This window comes from Rhodococcus sp. NPDC003383, assembly GCF_053589115.1.
This window is the reverse complement of record NZ_JBSFRG010000011.1, coordinates 58,400-76,410: the sequence shown is the minus strand read 5'-3', so window position 1 is coordinate 76,410 and position 18,011 is coordinate 58,400. Positions and strand designations below refer to the sequence as shown.

The 18,011-nt window shown below is 70.6% G+C and carries 14 protein-coding genes; 6 read left to right on the top strand and 8 right to left on the bottom strand.

From position 1 onward, the window contains the following. Nucleotide 1: 1 nt before the first annotated feature. The gene (locus ACWDTS_RS12285) at nucleotides 2-1,135 is read right to left on the bottom strand and encodes an enolase C-terminal domain-like protein (protein WP_450118263.1); all 1,134 of its coding nucleotides are present in this window, start codon (nucleotides 1,133-1,135) and stop codon (nucleotides 2-4) included. Between the two features lie 6 nt (nucleotides 1,136-1,141). Further along, a complete protein-coding gene (locus ACWDTS_RS12280; RefSeq protein WP_450109147.1) occupies nucleotides 1,142-2,935 on the bottom strand; it encodes a thiamine pyrophosphate-requiring protein in 1,794 nt (597 codons plus the stop codon). 173 nt (nucleotides 2,936-3,108) lie between these two features. On the opposite strand from ACWDTS_RS12280, the gene ACWDTS_RS12275 reads away from it, so the two are divergent. After that, nucleotides 3,109-4,923 carry a glycoside hydrolase family 15 protein gene (locus tag ACWDTS_RS12275; protein WP_450109148.1) on the top strand — a complete coding sequence of 605 codons (1,815 nt, stop codon included), beginning with the start codon at nucleotides 3,109-3,111 and terminating at the stop codon, nucleotides 4,921-4,923. Beyond that, the gene (locus tag ACWDTS_RS12270; protein WP_248675136.1) at nucleotides 4,920-5,942 is read left to right on the top strand and encodes an SDR family oxidoreductase; all 1,023 of its coding nucleotides are present in this window, start codon (nucleotides 4,920-4,922) and stop codon (nucleotides 5,940-5,942) included. The genes ACWDTS_RS12275 and ACWDTS_RS12270 overlap by 4 nt, the downstream gene beginning before the upstream one ends. A 51-nt stretch (nucleotides 5,943-5,993) precedes the next feature. Here the strand turns inward: ACWDTS_RS12270 and ACWDTS_RS12265 are convergent, their stop codons facing one another. Together ACWDTS_RS12265 and ACWDTS_RS12260 are read right to left on the bottom strand one after the other, a co-directional pair. Beyond that, nucleotides 5,994-7,229 carry an HRDC domain-containing protein gene (locus tag ACWDTS_RS12265; protein WP_197252532.1) on the bottom strand — a complete coding sequence of 412 codons (1,236 nt, stop codon included), beginning with the start codon at nucleotides 7,227-7,229 and terminating at the stop codon, nucleotides 5,994-5,996. Nucleotides 7,230-7,292: 63 nt separating this feature from the next. Beyond that, nucleotides 7,293-7,868, bottom strand: a complete 576-nt coding sequence (locus ACWDTS_RS12260) for a DUF3000 domain-containing protein (RefSeq protein WP_197252531.1) — start codon at nucleotides 7,866-7,868, stop codon at nucleotides 7,293-7,295. 141 nt (nucleotides 7,869-8,009) lie between these two features. On the opposite strand from ACWDTS_RS12260, the gene hemE reads away from it, so the two are divergent. The 4 genes from hemE (at nucleotide 8,010) to ACWDTS_RS12240 (ending at nucleotide 13,502) form a co-directional block, all read left to right on the top strand. Beyond that, complete coding sequence (hemE, locus tag ACWDTS_RS12255; protein WP_197252530.1) at nucleotides 8,010-9,107, top strand: uroporphyrinogen decarboxylase; 1,098 nt, start codon at nucleotides 8,010-8,012, stop codon at nucleotides 9,105-9,107. After that, a complete protein-coding gene (locus ACWDTS_RS12250) occupies nucleotides 9,104-10,462 on the top strand; it encodes a protoporphyrinogen oxidase (protein WP_450109149.1) in 1,359 nt (452 codons plus the stop codon). The genes hemE and ACWDTS_RS12250 overlap by 4 nt, the downstream gene beginning before the upstream one ends. 5 nt (nucleotides 10,463-10,467) lie before the next feature. Next, entirely contained in the window at nucleotides 10,468-11,163 is a 696-nt protein-coding gene (hemQ, locus tag ACWDTS_RS12245; protein ID WP_248675140.1) for a hydrogen peroxide-dependent heme synthase, read from the top strand. 62 nt (nucleotides 11,164-11,225) lie between these two features. Further along, a complete protein-coding gene (locus ACWDTS_RS12240) occupies nucleotides 11,226-13,502 on the top strand; it encodes a molybdopterin-dependent oxidoreductase (protein ID WP_450109204.1) in 2,277 nt (758 codons plus the stop codon). 13 nt (nucleotides 13,503-13,515) lie between these two features. Here ACWDTS_RS12240 and ACWDTS_RS12235 read toward each other — a convergent pair whose 3' ends face one another. The 4 genes from ACWDTS_RS12235 to ACWDTS_RS12220 all read right to left on the bottom strand — a co-directional run bounded on the left by ACWDTS_RS12235 (nucleotide 13,516) and on the right by ACWDTS_RS12220 (nucleotide 17,884). Continuing rightward, nucleotides 13,516-14,490 carry an L-lactate dehydrogenase gene (locus tag ACWDTS_RS12235; RefSeq protein WP_450109150.1) on the bottom strand — a complete coding sequence of 325 codons (975 nt, stop codon included), beginning with the start codon at nucleotides 14,488-14,490 and terminating at the stop codon, nucleotides 13,516-13,518. A 47-nt stretch (nucleotides 14,491-14,537) separates the two neighbouring features. Then, nucleotides 14,538-14,966, bottom strand: a complete 429-nt coding sequence (msrB, locus tag ACWDTS_RS12230) for a peptide-methionine (R)-S-oxide reductase MsrB (RefSeq protein WP_450109151.1) — start codon at nucleotides 14,964-14,966, stop codon at nucleotides 14,538-14,540. A gap of 10 nt (nucleotides 14,967-14,976) precedes the next feature. Beyond that, nucleotides 14,977-16,263: a glycosyltransferase family 87 protein gene (locus ACWDTS_RS12225; protein WP_450118262.1), complete on the bottom strand. Its 1,287-nt coding sequence runs from the start codon at nucleotides 16,261-16,263 to the stop codon at nucleotides 14,977-14,979. A 61-nt stretch (nucleotides 16,264-16,324) separates the two neighbouring features. After that, nucleotides 16,325-17,884: an alpha/beta hydrolase gene (locus ACWDTS_RS12220; protein ID WP_450109153.1), complete on the bottom strand. Its 1,560-nt coding sequence runs from the start codon at nucleotides 17,882-17,884 to the stop codon at nucleotides 16,325-16,327. Nucleotides 17,885-18,011: the final 127 nt, after the last annotated feature.

Sequence of the window (18,011 nt, the reverse complement as noted above, 5' to 3'; positions counted from 1 at the left end):
GTCAATCCTTTCCGGCGGTGTTCGGGTGGGGGCCGTGCACGCGGTACCGGTCGATGTCGCCCACCCGCAGCGACAGGCCGTGTCCCGGTGCATCCGGATCGGGGCGGAGGAATCCACCGGTGGGGTCGAGGTCGCCGTCGAAGAAGAGCGCCTCGATCCGGACGTGATCGTGGAACCATTCGAGATGCCGCAGGTTCGGGGTGGCGGCGGCGACGTGCACGTGCAGGTGGGGCGCGCAGTGCCCGGAGATGTCGAGGTGGTGGGACGCGGCGACCGCGGCGACGCGCCGCCATTCCGTGATCCCGCCGCACCGGGACACATCGGCCTGCAGGCAATCGACGGCGCCGGCGGCGCACATGCGGCGGAAGTACGTCAGGTCGTAGCCGTATTCGCCGGCGGTGACGTCGGCGTCGACCGCCTCACGGACGCGTCGTAGCCCGTCGAGGTCGTCGGAGGAGACCGGCTCCTCGAACCATCGCACCCGCGCGTCCGCCGCGGCCGACGCCACCCGGATCGCCTGCTTGACCCCGTACGCGCCGTTGGCGTCGACGAACAGTTCGGCATCGTCGCCGATAGAGTTGCGGGACAAGTGGATACGAGCGAGATCGCGGTCGGTCGCGGCGCCACGGTCCTGGCCGATCTTGATCTTCACCCGGGGAATCTCCTGGACGTGCACCCAGTATTCGAGCTGCGCGGTGAGCCGATCCGCGTCGTAGGTGGTGAACCCGCCGGAGCCGTACACCGGGACCCGGTCGTGCACCGCGCCGAGCAGCCGGTGCAGCGGCAGTCCCAGCAGTCTCGCCGCGAGGTCCCAGAGGGCGACGTCCACCGCGGAGATCGCGCAGGCCGCCACCCCGGGGCGTCCGGCGTTGCGCACCGACCGGTACATGCGCTCGTACGCGCGACCGGTCGCGAACGCATCGCACCCGAGAACTTCGTCGGCGAGGATGTCGGTGACCACGTCGGCGCAGGCGACGGGCCCGTAGGTCCATCCGGTGCCGACCCGTCCGCCCGCGGCCACGCGCACCAGCACGAGGGTGGTCGACGTCCACGCGAGCGTGCCGTCCGCCTCCTCGGTGTCGGTGGGCACGGTGTACGCCGTTGCGGTGATCTCCTCGATCGGTGCGTCGAGCACGCCGGCTCATCCGTTCTTGTGCGGCAGGAACTCCTGGACCTTCGTCGCCAGGCCGGTCGTGACGAATCCCCACGCGTCCTCGTCGCCCTGCAGGACCGCGGCGGTCGTGGACTTGAACTGATCCCAGGTCGCGTGGGGCGGGATCGGCGGCATATCCGGATCGGTGTGCACGTCCAGGAGGGTCGGGCGATCCGCGGACAGGGCCGTCTCCCACGCCCCCGCCAGTTCGTCCGGAGCGGTGACGGTGACGCCACCGAGACCGAGACCGGCTGCGAAGGCCGCGTAGTCGACGTCCGGAAGCGTCTGGGACTCCACGAATTTCGGGGCGCCGGACATCGCCCGCATCTCCCACGTGACCTGGTTGAGGTCGTTGTTGTGCAGGACGGCGACGATCAGCCGCGGATCGTCCCACTGCTGCCAGTACCGCTTGACGGTGATCAGCTCGGCGAGACCGTTCATCTGCATCGCCCCGTCGCCCGCGAAGACGATCACCGGGCGGCCCGGATGCGCGAACTTGGCGCCGATCCCGTAGGGCACGCCCGGTCCCATCGTCGCGAGGGTCCCGGACAGCGATCCGCGCATTCCGGGCCGGAATTTCAGTTGCCGCGCATACCAATTCGCGGCCGAGCCGGAGTCCGCCGTGACGATCGCGTCGTCCGGCAGCCGTGTCGAGGCCTCGGCGAACATGCGCAGCGGGTTGATCGGATCGGCGTCCACCTCGGCCTGCTTGTCCATCGTCTCCCACCAACGGGCGACGTCGGATTCGATCTTCTCCCGCCAGGTCCGGTCCTCCTTGCGCCGCAAGTTCGGAATCAACGCGCGCAGAGCGCTTTTCGCATCCGCGACGACGTTCACCTCGTACGGATAGCGCATGCCGATCATGCTGCCGTCGATGTCGATCTGCACCGCCCGGGCCTGTTCGAAACCGGGCAGGAACTGGGTGTACGGGAAGCTCGAACCGACGGTGAGGAGGGTGTCGCAGTCCCGCATCATCTCGTAGCTCGGCCGGGTGCCCAGCAGACCGATCGCACCGGTCACCCAGGGCAGTTCGTCGGAGAGCACGTCCTTGCCGAGCAACGCCTTCGCCGCACCCGCGCCCAGCAGGTCGGCGACCTGGGCGACCTCCTCGTGGGCGCCGCGCGCACCCTGTCCGACCAGCATCGCGACCTTCGTGCCGGCGTTCAGCACATCGGCGGCCCGGCTCACGGCATCGGCGTCCGGATCCACCGCGGGACGGTCGAAGCCGACACTGGACGGCACCATCTTGAACGCGTGGGCGGGCGGGGAGTAGTCCAGTTCCTGCACGTCTGCCGGAATGATCAGGGCGGTCGGGGCCCGGCGGGTCAGCGCGACCCGGAACGCGCGGTCGAGGACGTTCGGCAACTGCTCGGGGACCGTCACCATCTGCACGTAGTCGGAGGCGACGTCCTTGTACAGGCTGAGCAGATCCACCTCCTGCTGGTAGGACCCGCCCATCGCACTGCGGTTGGTCTGCCCGACGATCGCGACCACCGGAACGTGATCGAGTTTGGCGTCGTACAGGCCGTTGAGCAGATGGATCGCGCCGGGCCCGGACGTCGCCATGCACACCCCGACCCGGTCGGTGAACTTCGCGTAGCCGACGGCCTCGAAGGCGCTCATCTCCTCGTGGCGGGACTGGACGAACTGCGGATCGTCGTCGGCACGTCCCCAGGCGGCGAGGATGCCGTTGATCCCGTCCCCGGCGTAGGCGAAGACGTGCTTCACTCCCCACGCGCGCAGACGTTCGAGCAGATAGTCGGAAACCTTCTGGCTGGACATCGGACGGGTCCTCCTCACGGATCGACGGACCGACATCGGACTCGGTTCGGGTTCCCCGCTCCAGCGTGTCTATTCACAACCGGAACCATCGATTCGCTCGAGCACCGTTTGAGCCGGTTTCCCGCCGGGAATTCCGTTCCGAACGGTCTCGAAACGGCAGGAAGGAAGTGCCGATGGCGGATCCGGCTGCGTGCCGCGAGAGCACCGCGCCGGCGCCGGCCGACTCGACCGGGCACGACCACCGACTCCGGCCGCACGTGCTGCGCGACTACGCGCTCATCGCGGACGGGGAACGCGGTGCGCTCATCGGCCCCCGCGGGGATCTCGCGTGGATGTGCGCGCCCCGCTGGGACAGTGACGCGGTGTTCTCCTCGCTGCTCGGTGGCCCGGGTGCCTATGTCGTCGAACCGGACAGTGACCGCTACACCTGGGGTGGCTTCTACGAGGACCGCACCCTCATCTGGCGCAGCCACTGGGTCACCGCGACCGGGATCGTCGAATCGCGGGACGCGTTGGCCTTTCCCGGCGACCCGCACACCGCGATCGTGCTGCGCCGCATCGTCGCCGCCGACGCCGACGCACAGGTCGACGTCGAACTGCTCGTCGCCGCCGGATTCGGTGCGATACCCATGGACACGATCACGGCCGAATCCGGCGTGTGGACGATGCGTGCCGGCCCGCTGAGACTCCGCTGGACCGGCGCGCCCGACGCACACATCCACGACGGCCGGCTCGCCGCGACCGTCCGGCTACGGTGCGGGGAATACCACGACCTGGTGCTGGAACTGAGCGATCGGACCCTGCCCGGCCGTCCGCCGGACCCCGACGATCTCTGGACCCGCACCGAACACGCCTGGCACCGCGCACTACCCCCGGTCGAAGGCACCCTCGCCGACCGCGACGCGCGCTTCGCCTCCGCGGTGTTGCGGGGCCTCACCGGTGGCAGCGGCGGCATGGTCGCCGCCGCGACGACGTCGCTGCCGGAGCGGGCCGAACAGGGACGCAACTACGACTACCGCTACAGCTGGATCCGCGACCAGTGCTACGCCGGTGTCGCGTTCGCGACCGCCGGTCCGCATCCCCTCCTCGACACCGCTGTCGGATTCGTCTCCGAACGACTCCTCGCCGACGGTGAGGAGTTGAAACCCGCCTACACCGTCGAGGGCGGCCGGGTGCCCGACGAGAAGACCGTGGACCTGCCCGGATATCCGGGAGCGGACGTGCGCGCCGGCAATCACGTCAACGCCCAGTTCCAGCTCGACGTGTTCGGCGAGGCACTGGTGCTGTTCGCCGCCGCGGCCCGCCTCGACCGGCTCGACGCCGTGCACCACCGGGCGGTGGACGTCGCGGTCGAGGCGATCGAGAAGCACTGGCGCGACGCCGACGCGGGGATCTGGGAGCTCGACGACCGGTACTGGGCGCATTCCCGGCTGATCTGCGCGGCGGGGCTGCGCTCGATGGCGCGGTACGGGCCGGCACGGCCCTCCGGCCGGTGGAACGCGCTCGCCGACACCCTCGTCGCCGCCACCACCGAGACCTGCCTGCACCGGTCCGGACGCTGGCAGCGTGCCCCCGGCGACGACCGGGTCGACGCCGCGCTGCTGTTGCCGGCCATCCGCGGTGCCGTCCCGGCGGACGATCCGCGTAGCCGACGGACCCTCGACGCCGTGCGCGCCGACCTCGGTCGCGAAGGCTACGTCTACCGGTTCCGGCACGAGAAGGGGCCGCTCGAGGCGGCCGAAGGCGCCTTCCTGCTCTGCGGATTCGTGATGGCCCTGGCCGAGCACCAGCAGGGACACCGGACCGCCGCGGCGCGGTGGTTCGAACGCAACCGCTCCGCGTGTGGCTCGCCGGGACTGTTCACCGAGGAGTTCGACGTCGAACAACGTCAGCTGCGCGGCAACCTTCCGCAGTGCTTCGTCCACGCCCTGCTGTTCGAATCCGCCCATCGACTGGCCGAGGACCCCGGCCGAGAGGAATCGTCATGACCGAGATGCCGACGCAGGTCGTGGTGGTCACCGGCGCCACCGGTGGAATCGGCCGGGCGGTCGCCCGCGCCTACGGTGCCCGCGGCGCCCGGGTGGCGCTGCTGGCCCGCGGCGAAGCCGGGTTGGACGCGGCCGCCCGCGACGTCACCGCCGCCGGCGGCACCGCGCTGCCCATACCCACCGACGTCGCGGACCCGGACCGCGTGGAGGCGGCGGCGAGCCGCACCGAGGACGAACTCGGACCCATCGATGTGTGGGTGAACGTGGCATTCACCTCGGTGTTCGCGCCCGCGACGGAGATCTCGGCGGCCGAGTACCGCCGCGTCACCGAGGTGAACTACCTCGGCTACGTCTACGGCACCTGTGCCGCACTGCGCCGGATGAAACCCCGGAACCGCGGCTCCGTCGTACAGGTCGGCTCCGCGCTGGCCTATCGAGGCATCCCCCTGCAGAGCGCGTACTGCGGTTCCAAGCACGCCATCCAGGGCTTCACCGAATCCCTGCGCTGCGAACTGCTGCACGAGCACAGCGGCGTGCACGTGACAATGGTGCAGATGCCCGCCGTGAACACCCCGCAGTTCTCCTGGGTGCGTTCGCGGTTGCCCAAGCGGGCGCAGCCGGTACCGCCGATCTTCCAGCCCGAGGTCGCCGCGCGTGCGGTGCTCCACGCGGCCGACCACCCGCGACGCCGTGAGTACTGGGTGGGGGCGAGCACCGCCGTCACGCTGGCACTCAACGCCGTCGCTCCCGGTCTGCTCGACCGGTATCTGGCCCGGACCGGCTACGCCTCGCAGCAGACCGAGCAACCCCGTGACCCGGACCAGCCGGAGAACCTGTTCACCCCGGCCGACGACGAGGAGGGGCGGGACTTCGGTGCCCACGGAGCCTTCGACGAGCGGGCGCATTCACACAGTCCGCAGGTGTGGGCCTCCCAGCACCACGGCGTGCTCGGGGGCGCCGCGGTCGCGGTCGTGGCCGGAGCCGCGGCGATCGGCGTCGGCCGCCGCCTGCGCCCGTGAGGCGGTCCCGGCATCACGTCCCCGGCGTGCTGCCGGTAACGATCGTTCCGCTCAGGCCGTCAGAACGGTCGCCAGCCTCGGTGCCACGACCTCGCGCTGCCACGGCCGGGCACCGCCCTCGACGAATCGCATCGCGATGTACTCGGTGACGTCGACACCGGGGACCGGGTCCCAGTCCCAGCACAACCGCCGCACGAGTTCCGGACTGATCAGGTTCTCGACCGGAACCTGCACGGACTCGCTGATCGCGGTGAGTTCCGTACGGGCAGCGGCCAGGCGCGCCGCCGCCTCCGGGTGATGACGCGACCACCGGTTCGCCGGCGGGGGACCGACGAACGGCTGCGCGAGTGGCGGCAACTGCGACTGGGGCAGCGCGCGGGCACGTTCGATCGCGGCCAGCCACACCCGGGACAAGCGGCGTTGCCGCGGCCCACCGAAGACCGGCAGCGCGCGCAGTTCCTCGGGGCTGCGCGGATCGGCCTCCGCGGCCGCGATGATGGCGGAATCGGGAAGCACCCGACCCGGCGCGATGTCGCGGCGGGCCGCCATCTCGTCGCGGGTCGTCCACAGTTCCCGCACGATCGCGAGGCGCCGCGGATCCTTCAGGGTGTGGATCTTCGACGTGCGCCGCCACCGGTCCGGCTTCGGTGCCGGCGGCCCCGCCGACCGGACGTGCTCGAACTCCTCGGCAGCCCATCGCGACTTCCCCTGGCGATCGAGTTCCTCGGCCATCGCGTCCCGCAGGTCGACGAGGATCTCGACGTCCAGAGCCGCGTAGTTGAGCCACGATTCGGGCAGCGGCCGGGTGGACCAGTCCGCGGCACCGTGGCCCTTGCGCAACTCGAAACCGAGCATGCGCTCGACGATCGCGGCGAGCCCGACCCGCTCGAACCCGGCGAGCCGTCCGGCCAGTTCGGTGTCGTACACCGAATCCGGGTGCAAGCCCAGCTCCGCCAGGCACGGAAGGTCCTGGTCGGCGGAGTGCAGCACCCACTCCAGTCCGTTGATCGCCTCGGCGAGCGGTGCGAGCGCACCTGCGGTGGGAATCGGGTCGATCAGCACCGTTCCGGCCCCGGCGCGCCGCAGCTGGATCAGGTAGGCACGTGATGAATAGCGGTAGCCGGAGGCGCGTTCGGCGTCCACGGCGAGCGGCCCGCTTCCCGCCGTCAGCGCAGCCGCGGCGGCGTCGACACCCGCCGCGGTGGTGATCACATCCGGGACACCGTCGCGCGGGGTGAGCAGGGGAACGGGTGTCCGCAGGGACTCGTTTTCTTCTGCTACCGACATGAAATGGACTCTAGACCGATTCGGAGCGGTCGAGCGCGGACTGTCGGGACCGGTGCCCCCGCGTCAGCGCTGGAGGCGCACCACACCGACCGGGGGAAGACCCGCCGCATACGCGAGGACCTCGCAGAACGCCTCCACGTGCGGACCCAGCTCGCCGGACAGCGGCGTCCACGACGCCCGCAATTCCAGTTGGTGGGCCCGCGCGGGTCCGGCGATGTCCCCGAACCGCACCGAACTCGTGGACGTGACCGTGCCGCCGAGCGCCGTCAGCGGTTGTCCGTGCGCCTCGAGCGCGTCGACGAGCCAGCTCCACGCGACCTCCGGGAGCAGCGGATCCGACGCCAGCGTCGCGTCGACGTCCGCCTGGATGTAGGCCACCAGCCGCATCGTGCCGTCCCAGGCGTCGTCACCGGACGGATCGTGCAACAGGATCAACCGTCCGAACGCGTCGCCTTCGGATTCCTCGGGAACCGGCCCGGATTCGTCGTGCAGCACCTCGGCGCCCAGCGCGTAGCTGAACGGGGCCAGTCGTTGGGGCGGCCGGATCGGACCGACCTCGATCTCCGGGCGCACCGTCGCCGCGTTCATCGCTTCGATCGCGGCGCGGAACTGAGCGGGTTCTGCGGGCGAGGTGGTCACGACAGCGGACGTTAGTGCCGGTGATGCACAGCACGCGGGAGGCGCGCCGATTCCGGAGGCCTACGGCGGCGTGGCAGCATGGGCAGCATCCCGTGCCCGCCGTGACGGGTACCGAACCATGCTCCTGGAAGACGAGGATCGATGACCGGCCTGGAAGACACGAACGTCGGCTCCACCACCCCCGCGGAGTACCCGAGCCGACGCCGGCTCGACACGGCCCCGTTGCTGGCCGCAGCGCGCGGCACCGAGCCGACCCACCGACCGGTGTGGTTCATGCGCCAGGCAGGCAGATCGCTGCCCGAATACCGGGAGATCCGGGCAGGAATCGGCATGCTCGAATCCTGCTTCCGGCCCGAACTGGTGTGCGAGATCACCCTGCAGCCGGTCCGTCGCCACAAGGTCGACGCCGCCATCCTCTTCTCCGACATCGTGGTGCCCCTCAAGGCCGCCGGGATCGACCTCGACATCGTCGCCGGCACCGGTCCGGTCGTCGCGAACCCGGTGCGGTCCGCCGCGGACGTCGCCGCGCTGCCGACCCTCGAAGCCGAGGAGGTCGGGGCGGTCGCGCGCGCTGTGGGATTGCTCACCCGCGAGCTCGGTGACACCCCGCTGATCGGGTTCGCCGGCGCGCCGTTCACTCTCGCCTCCTATCTCGTCGAGGGCGGACCGAGCCGCAACCACGAGCGCACCAAGGCGCTCATGCACTCCGATCCCGCGACCTGGCACGCCCTGCTCGGCCGGCTGGCGGACATCACCATCGCGTTCCTGCATGCACAGCTGCACGCGGGCGTCGACGCGATCCAGTTGTTCGATTCGTGGGCCGGGGCGCTCTCGCTCGCCGACTACCGCGAGTACGTGCTGCCGCACTCGCAGCGGGTGTTCGCCGAGATCGAGGCGGCCCGGGTGCCGCGCATCCACTTCGGGGTCGGGACCGGTGAGCTGCTCGGCGCGATGGGCGAAGCCGGCGCCGACGTGGTGGGCGTCGACTGGCGCATCCCGCTCGACGTCGCCGCCGGTCGCATCGGCCCGGGCAAGGGCCTGCAGGGCAACCTCGATCCGGCGATCCTGTTCGCCGGGTGGGACGTGATCGAACGCGAGGTGCGCCGGATCGCCGCCGAAGCCGATCGTGCCCGCGCCGCCGGCGCCACCGGCCACATCTTCAACCTGGGCCACGGCGTGCTGCCCGACACCGATCCGACAGTGTTGACCCGCGTCGTCGAACTGGTGCATTCGCTGTGAGCACGCCGACCGTCGTAGTCGTCGGCGGTGGTGTCACCGGACTCGTGACCGCCTACCGGCTGCGGACGAGCCTCGGTGCCGGCGCCCGGATCGTGATCCTGGAACAGTCCGATCGGCTCGGCGGGAAGCTGCGCACCGTGCCGCTCGCGGGCGACCCCGTCGACGTCGGTGCCGAGGCCTTCATCGGCCGCCGCCCCGAGATGCCCGCGCTGCTCGACGAACTGGGCCTGACCGATCAGCTCGTGTACCCGGCCGGTGCCCGGCCGCTGATCTACGCGGGCGCCGAACTGCATCCGATGCCGGGCGGCACCCTGATGGGCATCCCTGCCGATGCGCAGGCACTGGCCGGGCTCGTCGACACCGCCACCCTCGACCGGATCGCCGCCGAACCGGACCTGCCGTTCCACTGGGAACGCGGGGGAGACGTCTCGGTCGCCGAACTCGTCGGGACACGATTCGGGGATCAGGTGGTGCGGCGCAGCGTCGATCCGCTGCTCGGCGGGGTGTACTCCGGCCTGTCCGACACCGCCGGTGTGCGCGCGACCCTCCCCACGCTCGCCGCGGCACTCGACGACGGTGCGCCGAGCCTGAGCGAGGCCGTGCGCCGGGCGTTGCCGCCGCCGTCGACCGCCCCGGTCTTCGGGACACTCCGCGACGGCTACGGCGTGTTGCTCGACGCGCTCGAGCGGGCCGCCGACGCCGAGATCCACCGCGGCACGGCGGCATCGGCGCTGCGTCGCGCCGGCCGCAGATGGTCGATCGACCCGATCGGGGAGGTCGACGGCGTCGTCCTCGCGGTGCCCGCGCCGCAGGCCGCCGCGCTGCTCGCCGACGCGGTTCCCGCCGGGGCCGAGCAGGCGGCCCGGATTCCGCTCGCGTCGTCGGTGGTCGTCGCGCTCGCGCTGCCCCGGGATTCGGGGCTGCCCCGCAACTCCGGGATCCTCGTCGCGACCGGCGAGGATCTGTCGGCGAAGGCGTTCACGCTGTCGAGTCGCAAGTGGCCGCACCTGGCCGAGCGTGATGTGGAACTGGCGCGCGCGTCGTTCGGGCGGTTCGGCGACGCCGGGCTCGTCGACGCCGACGACGATCTGCTGATCGCACTGGCCCGCAAGGACCTCGCGACCGTCACCGGGGTGACCGCGGAACCGGTCGCCGCGTTCGTGCAGCGCTGGCACGGCGGGCTGCCGCAGTACCGCGCGGGACACGACGAGATCGTCGCGGCACTCGAGGCCGCGGTCGCCGACGTCGACGGCATCGAAGTGGCCGGAGCGATGCTGCACGGCGTCGGTGTGCCGGCGTGCGTCGCATCGGGTACAACGGCCGCAGCGCGGCTGACGACACGAGTGGCAGGATGAGGAACATGGCACGTCTCGATTTCGACAAGCTCAATTCGACCCTGCGTTACGCGATGTGGTCGGTGTTCCAGGTGCGTCCCGGGGTTCTGGGCGACGACCGCGCCGAGGCACTCGAGGATCTGCAGAAGTTCCTCGCCTCGTACGAGAACACCGACGTCGTCGTTCGCGGCATCTACGACATCGCCGGCATGCGCGCCGACGCGGACTTCATGTTCTGGACGCACGCCGAGCGCATCGAGGATCTGCAGAAGTTCTACGCGGACTTCCGCCGCACCACGATCCTCGGCCGCGCCAGCAACCCGGTGTGGTCGAACACGGCGCTGCACCGCCCCGCGGAGTTCAACAAGAGCCACGTTCCGTCGTTCATCGCGGGCGAGGATCCCGGCAACTACATCTGCGTGTACCCGTTCGTGCGGTCGTACGACTGGTACCTGCTGCCCGACGAGGACCGTCGCCGCATCCTCGCCGAGCACGGCAAGGCCGGCCGCGGCTACCCGGATGTGCGCGCGAACACGGTCCCGGCGTTCGCGCTCGGTGACTACGAGTGGATCCTCGCCTTCGAGGCTCCGGAACTCGACCGCATCGTCGACCTCATGCGCGATCTGCGCGCGACCGAGGCCCGTTACCACGTGCGTCTGGAGACCCCGTTCTTCAGCGGCCCCCGCGTCGACGCGGACCGGCTGATCAACGCGCTGCCCTGATGCGGATGCCGGAGCAGGAAGCCGAATCGAATCACAGCAGGCCTCCGCGGCGGTACTCGCACATGTCCCACTGGGGCATGTACGAGGCCGAAGCCGCGAACGGTGAGGTCACCGCCGTGCACCCGTACCCGGGTGACGCCGACCCGTCGGCGATTCTCGGCAACCTGCCCGGCTCGGTGCGGCACCGGTCCCGCATCACCGGTCCCGCCGTGCGGCGCGGCTGGCTCGAGAACGGACCGGGGCCGAGCAGCGCCCGCGGCAGCGACGAATTCGTCGCCGTGTCGTGGGACGAACTGACCGGACTGCTCGCCGGGGAACTGCGCCGCGTCGTCGACACCCACGGCAACCGTGCGATCTTCGGCGGTTCCTACGGGTGGTCGTCGCCCGGCCGGTTCCATCACGCGCAGAGCCAGGTCCACCGGTTCCTGAAGATGCTCGGCGGCTACACGCGCTCGGTGCACAGTTATTCGCTCGGCGCCACCGGCGTGATCATGCCGCGGGTCGTGGGCACGCACTGGAAGCTGTTCGCACGCTCCACCAACTGGGACGTCATTGCCCGCGAGACGGACCTGATGGTGTGTTTCGGCGGGGTGCCGCTGAAGAACACCGCGGTCAACGACGGGGGCACCAGCAACCATCCGACCCGCGACGCCCTCGACCGGTTGCGCGCCCGGGGCGGGCGCATCGTGTCGATCAGCCCGCTGCGCGACGACCTGCACGGCGACGCCGAACGACTGGCCCCGCGCCCCGGCACCGACGTCGCGATCATGCTGGCCCTCGCGTACGTGCTCGCCACCGAGGACCTCGCCGACCGCGCGTTCCTCGACCGCTACTGCACCGGCTACGACAAGTTCGAGGACTACCTGCTCGGGCGCACCGACGGCATCCCGAAGACCCCGCAGTGGGCGGCGGACCTGTCCGGCCTGCCCGCCGCAACCCTCACCGACCTCGCCCGCCGCATGGCCGCCGGGCGGACCCTGGTCACCGTCACGTGGTCGCTGCAGCGGGTCCGCCACGGCGAGCAGGCCCCCTGGGCCGGGGTGACGCTCGCCGCGATGCTCGGCCAGATCGGCGTGCCGGGCGGGGGATTCGGGCACGGATACGGATCGATGAACGAACCCGGGCTCGCGCCGGTGCCGTATCCGCTGCCGACGCTGTTCCAGGGACAGAACCCGGTCGACGAGGCGATCCCGGTCGCCGCGATCTCCGACCTGCTGCTGCGGCCGGGGGAGCAGTACGACTTCGACGGACGGCGCCGCACCTTCCCCGACATCCGGCTCGTGTACTGGGCCGGCGGCAACCCGTTCCACCACCACCAGGATCTCGGCCGGCTGAAGCGGGCGCTGGCACGGCCCGACACGATCGTCGTGCACGATCCGTACTGGACGCCGATGGCCAAGCACGCCGACATCGTCGTGCCGTCCACCACGTCGTTCGAACGCGAGGATCTCTCGTGCACCCGCAACGATCCGCTGCTGGTGGCGATGCAGGCCGCGACGCCCCGCTACGCGCAGGCCCGCGACGACTACGACACGTTCGCCGCGCTCGCGCACCGGCTGGGATTCGGACCGCAGTTCACGGAGAACCGCACCGCACGGCAGTGGATCGAGCACCTCTACGAGCAGTGGCGCGGATTCGTCCTCGCCGACGGGGGAGAGGCACCCGAGTTCGAGGAGTTCTGGCATCGCGGTCACGTGCGGATGCGCACGGAGGACGACCTGACGTTGTTCCAGGACTTCCGTGAGGATCCGGACACGTATCCGCTCCGCACCCCCAGCGGGCGCATCGAGATCTTCTCGGCCGACATCGACGGATTCGGCTACGACGACTGCGCCGGACACCCCACCTGGTACGAGCCGGAGGAATGGCTCGGCGGCGCCCGCGCGCAGCAGTTCCCGCTGCATCTGATCGCGAACCAGCCGCGCACCCGGTTGCACAGTCAGCTCGACCACGGCGCCACCAGCCAGGCTTCGAAGATCCACGGACGCGAACCTCTACACATGCACCCCGAGGCGGCCGCGGCGCGCGGCCTCGACGCCGGGGACATCGTGCGGGTGTTCAACGACCGCGGCGCGTGCCTGGCCGGTGTGGTGCTCGACGACGGGCTGCGGCCGGACGTCGTGCAGTTGTCCACGGGCGCCTGGTACGACCCGCTCGACCCGTCGGACCCGAACTCGATGTGCGTGCACGGCAACCCGAACGTGCTGACCCCCGACATCGGCACGTCGTCGCTGGCGCGCGGCTGCACCGGGCAGCACGTGCTGGTCGAGATCGAACGATTCGACGGCGAACTGCCGCCGATCCGCGCGTACGACCCGCCCGTGGTCCGCGCCCGCTGACCCGTCGGGGCTCTCAGCGTTCGAGGGTCGCCTGCACCTCCCGCAGCGTGCGGGCCGAGGCGCGCAGGCCCTCGCGCTCCTCGTCGGACATCGCCACGTCGAGCACCTGGGCCGCCCCGCGGCTGTCGACGACGGTCGGCAGCGACAGGCACACCCCGGACAGATCCTCGGGACCGCTCTGGAGGGTCGACACCGGCAGCACCCGGTGCTGATCGCGCAGCACCGCCTCGATGATCCGGGCCGTGGACAACCCGATCGCCAGATTGGTCGCGCCCTTGCCCCGGATGATCTCGTATGCGCTGTGCACCACCCGGGCGGAGATGTCGGCGCGCGCCGCCGCGTCGAACAGGGGCGCGGAGGTGCCGTCGCCGGCCACGAACTTCGCTGCTGCGACGCCGCCGATCGTCGCCCCCGACCACAGCGTGATCTCCGAGTCGCCGTGTTCACCGACCACTACGGCGTGCACGTTCTCCACGGCGACCCCGGCGCGCTCGGCGATCAGGAAACGCAGGCGTCCCGAATCGAGCACGGTCCCCGAACCGAAGATGCGGCCGGGCGGGGCGTCGGTCGCGACGATCGCGGCGTGCGTGACGACGTCGACGGGATTGCTGACGAACAGCACCACCGCGTCCGGGGACTGCTCGAGCAACGCGGGCGTCAGGACCTGCACCAGCGCCACGTTCGCCGCGGCGAGGTCGAGCCGCGACTGCCCGGGCTTCTGCTTGGCACCGGCGGTCACCACGATCATGTCCGATCCTGTGGTGACGGCGAGATCGTCACCGCCCTCGATCCGGCACGGTGGCGCGAACTGGGTGCCGTGATTCAGGTCGAGGACCTCGGCCCGGACCTTGTCGGGATTCGTGTCGTACAACGCCAGCGCCTCGGCCGAACCCCGGATGAGGCACGCATACGCGATCGCGGTCCCCACGGTGCCCGCCCCGACGATCGTCACCTTGACCTTCGGCCTGCCGAGGATGTGCTCACTCATGCCTCGACATCCTCCCGGCTGCGGACCGGTCCCGCAGCCGGAGCGGCTCAGTTCGCCGGGACCAGGCGCAGGCTGATCGAGTTGATGCAGTACCGCTGATCGGTCGGTGTCGGATAACCCTCGCCCTCGAACACGTGCCCGAGATGGCTGTGGCACGACGCGCAGAGCACCTCCACCCGGCGCATCCCCAGCGAATCGTCGGGCCGCAGGATCACCGCGTCCGAATCGGCCGGATCGTAGAACGACGGCCACCCGCAGTGCGAATGGAACTTCTCGCTGCTGCGGAACAACTCCGCGCCGCAGGCGCGGCACTCGTAGACACCCTCGGTCTCGGTGTCGGTGTACTCGCCGACGAACGGGCGTTCCGTGCCCGCCCGGCGCAACACCGCGAACTCCTCGGGAGTCAACAGCTCCCGCCATTCCTCGTCGCTGCGTTCGACCTTCGGTGCGGGTTCCGGGCGGGGCGTGGAAGTCATGATGCCGAGGCTAGTCGCGGACGGCCTGTGCGGCCATGCGCTCCTCGGGTTCCTCCGGTTCGTCGGGGACGGCGACGGGTTTCTTCGGCAACAGGAATGCCGGTTCGATGCCCGAATCCAGGCGTCCCTCACGACGCGCGGCGAGGTACCGGTCGAGCAGCACCGCGAACACGACGATGATCAGCAACGACCACCCGAACGTCGTCTTCATGTACTCGGCGGCGCGGCCCATCTCCGGCCAGCGGCCCGACAGCCAGCTGTCGTAGCTGAGGAAGCCGTAGACGGCCAGCCACGCCGGCCAGTTGCGCATCACCGAGTTCGGCAGCACCACCGTCATCAGCAGCGGGAACAGCATCATCGAGTAGTACATCTGGCCCAGCGAGCCGAGCAGGAACGAGGCGGTGAGCAGCAGGCCGGTCGCGGTGCCGACGAAGAACAGCTCGTCGTGGCGGCAGTAGCGGTACAGCAACCACAGCGCCACCAGCACCATCGCCATGAGCACGACGCGAAGCCCCAGGATCAGCCAGCTCGGCAGGCCGTAGTACATGCCGTTTCCGACGATTGCGCTGTTGAAGTAGTCACGGGCCTCGAGCAGGTAGGGCGTCGTGTGTTCGACGAACTGCCACGGGTCGACGGAGAGCGGCCAGGCGATCGCCATCAGCGCGACCGGCACCGCCACCGCCGTGACGAACACCTTCCACTGGCCACGGACCAGGGGCAGGAACAGCAGGGGAGCGAGGATCGGTTTGACCGCGAACGTCAACCCGATCGCGACGCCGGCCCACAGGTCGCGACGCGCGAGCAGCAACGTCAGGAACGCGATCTCCCCGAGCAGCACGAGACCGTTGATGTTGGTGAACACCAGCGTGTTCGTCACCGTTTCGGAGCTGAACGCCCCGAGCACGAGGATCGGCGCGATCACGGAATCGAGACCGTAGCCGAACATGCGCAGCAGCAGGTACAGCGCGATCAGGATCGCGATCGCGTTGGCGAGAATGAACAACCAGCGGGAGCGTTCGGGGTCGATCACTGCGATCGGTGAGATCAGCAGAGTGCCCGACGGCGGATACAGGTAGTGCGGATCGACCCACCGGAAGTTCGCGGTGTAGACGGGCTGCCGATTGAGGAACGCCAGCGCCGCGTTGTACACGGGTGTGAAGTCGTCGGTCCGGAAGCCGTTGACGGCTTTGATCACCACGCGGTGCAGCACCGTGAGCAGGGCCAACGGCCACACAACGCACTTGACCACCTCCACGGTGGTGCGGGCGGTGCGGGGCTCGAGACGACTGAGGAACACTACGGCACGGTACACCGGAGCCGCCGATCGGTGATCCACCCGCCCCGGCACGACGCTGCGCTCAGGCGGGACACAGGCTGCCGTTCGGCGGTAGTTCTCCGGTCTCGAGATATGCCGCGACCCGGGCCTGCGCGCACGTCGAGTGCAGGGCCGCCGCATAGCCGGCGCCCTGCCACGACACCACCGCCCATCGGGCGCCCACCGCGGTCAGTGCGCCGGTGACGGATTCGAGCCCGCCGTTGCCGACGACGGGGTCGGCGGCGGACCCGAGGACCAGCACGGGCACGTCCACCGCATCCGGCAGCGGCGGCGCCGGCATGCTCGGCCATGCGGAACAGGCCGTCAGTCCGGTCGCGGTGTCCGCGCCGAACAGCGGGTAGCTCGCTCCCCACGTGCGCTGCAGCTCCAGGGCGCGGGTGGGCGTGGGCTGCCGCTGCTTGTCGCTGCACCGGGACACGAACTGGCCGGCCGAGCTCAGCTGCGCCTCTGCGGGGTCGACGAGTTCGAGCAGCGGCATCACATCACCGTCGCGCGCGGCGGCCAGCGCATCGGACAGTTCGCGGACGCGGGCCTGCAGGTCGCCGCGGGGGCTGCCGAGGAACCCGGTCACGGCGGTGAGCATCGCGTTCGACGACAGCGGTGCCAGTTCCCCGTTCGCGGCCTTCGCGTGCAGGTCCTCGAGGACCGCCCGCGGCGTGGTGCCGAGCGAGCACTTCAGCGCCACGCACTGGCGGGCGAACGCGTCGACCGCGGCTTCGGCGCCGCGCGCCCGGCTCTCCGCGAGAAGCTCGGCGTCGGCGGTTGCGGCGGCGGGGGAGTCGAGGATCAGCCGGCCCACGTGCGTCGGGTACTCGGCGGCGTACGCCAGCGCGACGGTGGCGCCGTTCCCGATGCCGAGCAGTCCGATCCGCTCCACGTTCCAGGCCAGGCGCAGCTGGTCCAGGTCGTCGGCGGCATGTGCGGCCCCGAACATCAGCTCCTGCGGTTGCAGGTAGTCGGTGCATGTGATGGTGATCTCGCGGCTCAGCTCCGCGACGCGGCTCGGTCCGTCGCCGCTGCGGCCGAACTGGCCGAGATCGCCGAGCGCACGGAGGTCGGCGGGATAGATGCAGTCGATGGGCTGTGACGGTCCGATCCCGCGCCGGTCGACCGCGACGATCGGTCGTGTGGCGAGCACACCGGACATCGGTCCGGTGGCGAGGGCGGCGAGTGCGGTGCCGGACGGCATGTCCGTTCCCGTGGTGAGCACGAGCGGCGCGACGTCGGTCGGGGTCTGCGGCAGGCGTGCCCGCGATACCCCGAGCGGGAACGTTCCCGGCACCGTCCCGGCCTCGTCGATGGGTGCGGTGATCTCCGAGCATTCGAGGACCAGCCCGGTCGGACCGGCGGGCAGTTTCTGCGCCGCGACGGTGTCGGCGGTGCAGTCGCGCCACGCCAGGTCCTCCTCGGGCACGGGCAGCCCCGGCTCGGTGGCCTCGTCCTGTTCGGGGGCAGGGACGGCCCCGTCACCGACGTCCCGAACCACCGCGACGTCGGGCCTGGCCGAGGGCCCTGTCCCGCAGGCGGTGACCGTCGCCGCGAGCGCGACGAGGGAGACCGCGAACACACCGGTTCTGCGCATGCCGACAGCCTGCCAGGTCGCCGGGATCCGGGTGTGCACCGGTCCACGCGCGCAGCGTACGCGGGCGTGTGACGCGTGCACTCACGCGAGGTGAAGATCGGGTGACGCCGATGTGAAGTAGGTCGCA

Excerpts from the sequence above, each read along its gene's own strand:
- ACWDTS_RS12280 (WP_450109147.1), bottom strand. The coding sequence starts at position 2,935 with ATGTCCAGCCAGAAGGTTTCCGACTATCTGCTCGAACGTCTGCGCGCG.
- ACWDTS_RS12275 (WP_450109148.1), top strand. The coding sequence starts at position 3,109 with ATGGCGGATCCGGCTGCGTGCCGCGAGAGCACCGCGCCGGCGCCGGCC.
- ACWDTS_RS12270 (WP_248675136.1), top strand. The coding sequence starts at position 4,920 with ATGACCGAGATGCCGACGCAGGTCGTGGTGGTCACCGGCGCCACCGGT.
- ACWDTS_RS12265 (WP_197252532.1), bottom strand. The coding sequence starts at position 7,229 with ATGTCGGTAGCAGAAGAAAACGAGTCCCTGCGGACACCCGTTCCCCTG.
- hemE (WP_197252530.1), top strand. The coding sequence starts at position 8,010 with ATGACCGGCCTGGAAGACACGAACGTCGGCTCCACCACCCCCGCGGAG.
- hemQ (WP_248675140.1), top strand. The coding sequence starts at position 10,468 with ATGGCACGTCTCGATTTCGACAAGCTCAATTCGACCCTGCGTTACGCG.
- ACWDTS_RS12240 (WP_450109204.1), top strand. The coding sequence starts at position 11,226 with ATGTCCCACTGGGGCATGTACGAGGCCGAAGCCGCGAACGGTGAGGTC.
- ACWDTS_RS12235 (WP_450109150.1), bottom strand. The coding sequence starts at position 14,490 with ATGAGTGAGCACATCCTCGGCAGGCCGAAGGTCAAGGTGACGATCGTC.
- msrB (WP_450109151.1), bottom strand. The coding sequence starts at position 14,966 with ATGACTTCCACGCCCCGCCCGGAACCCGCACCGAAGGTCGAACGCAGC.
- ACWDTS_RS12220 (WP_450109153.1), bottom strand. The coding sequence starts at position 17,884 with ATGCGCAGAACCGGTGTGTTCGCGGTCTCCCTCGTCGCGCTCGCGGCG.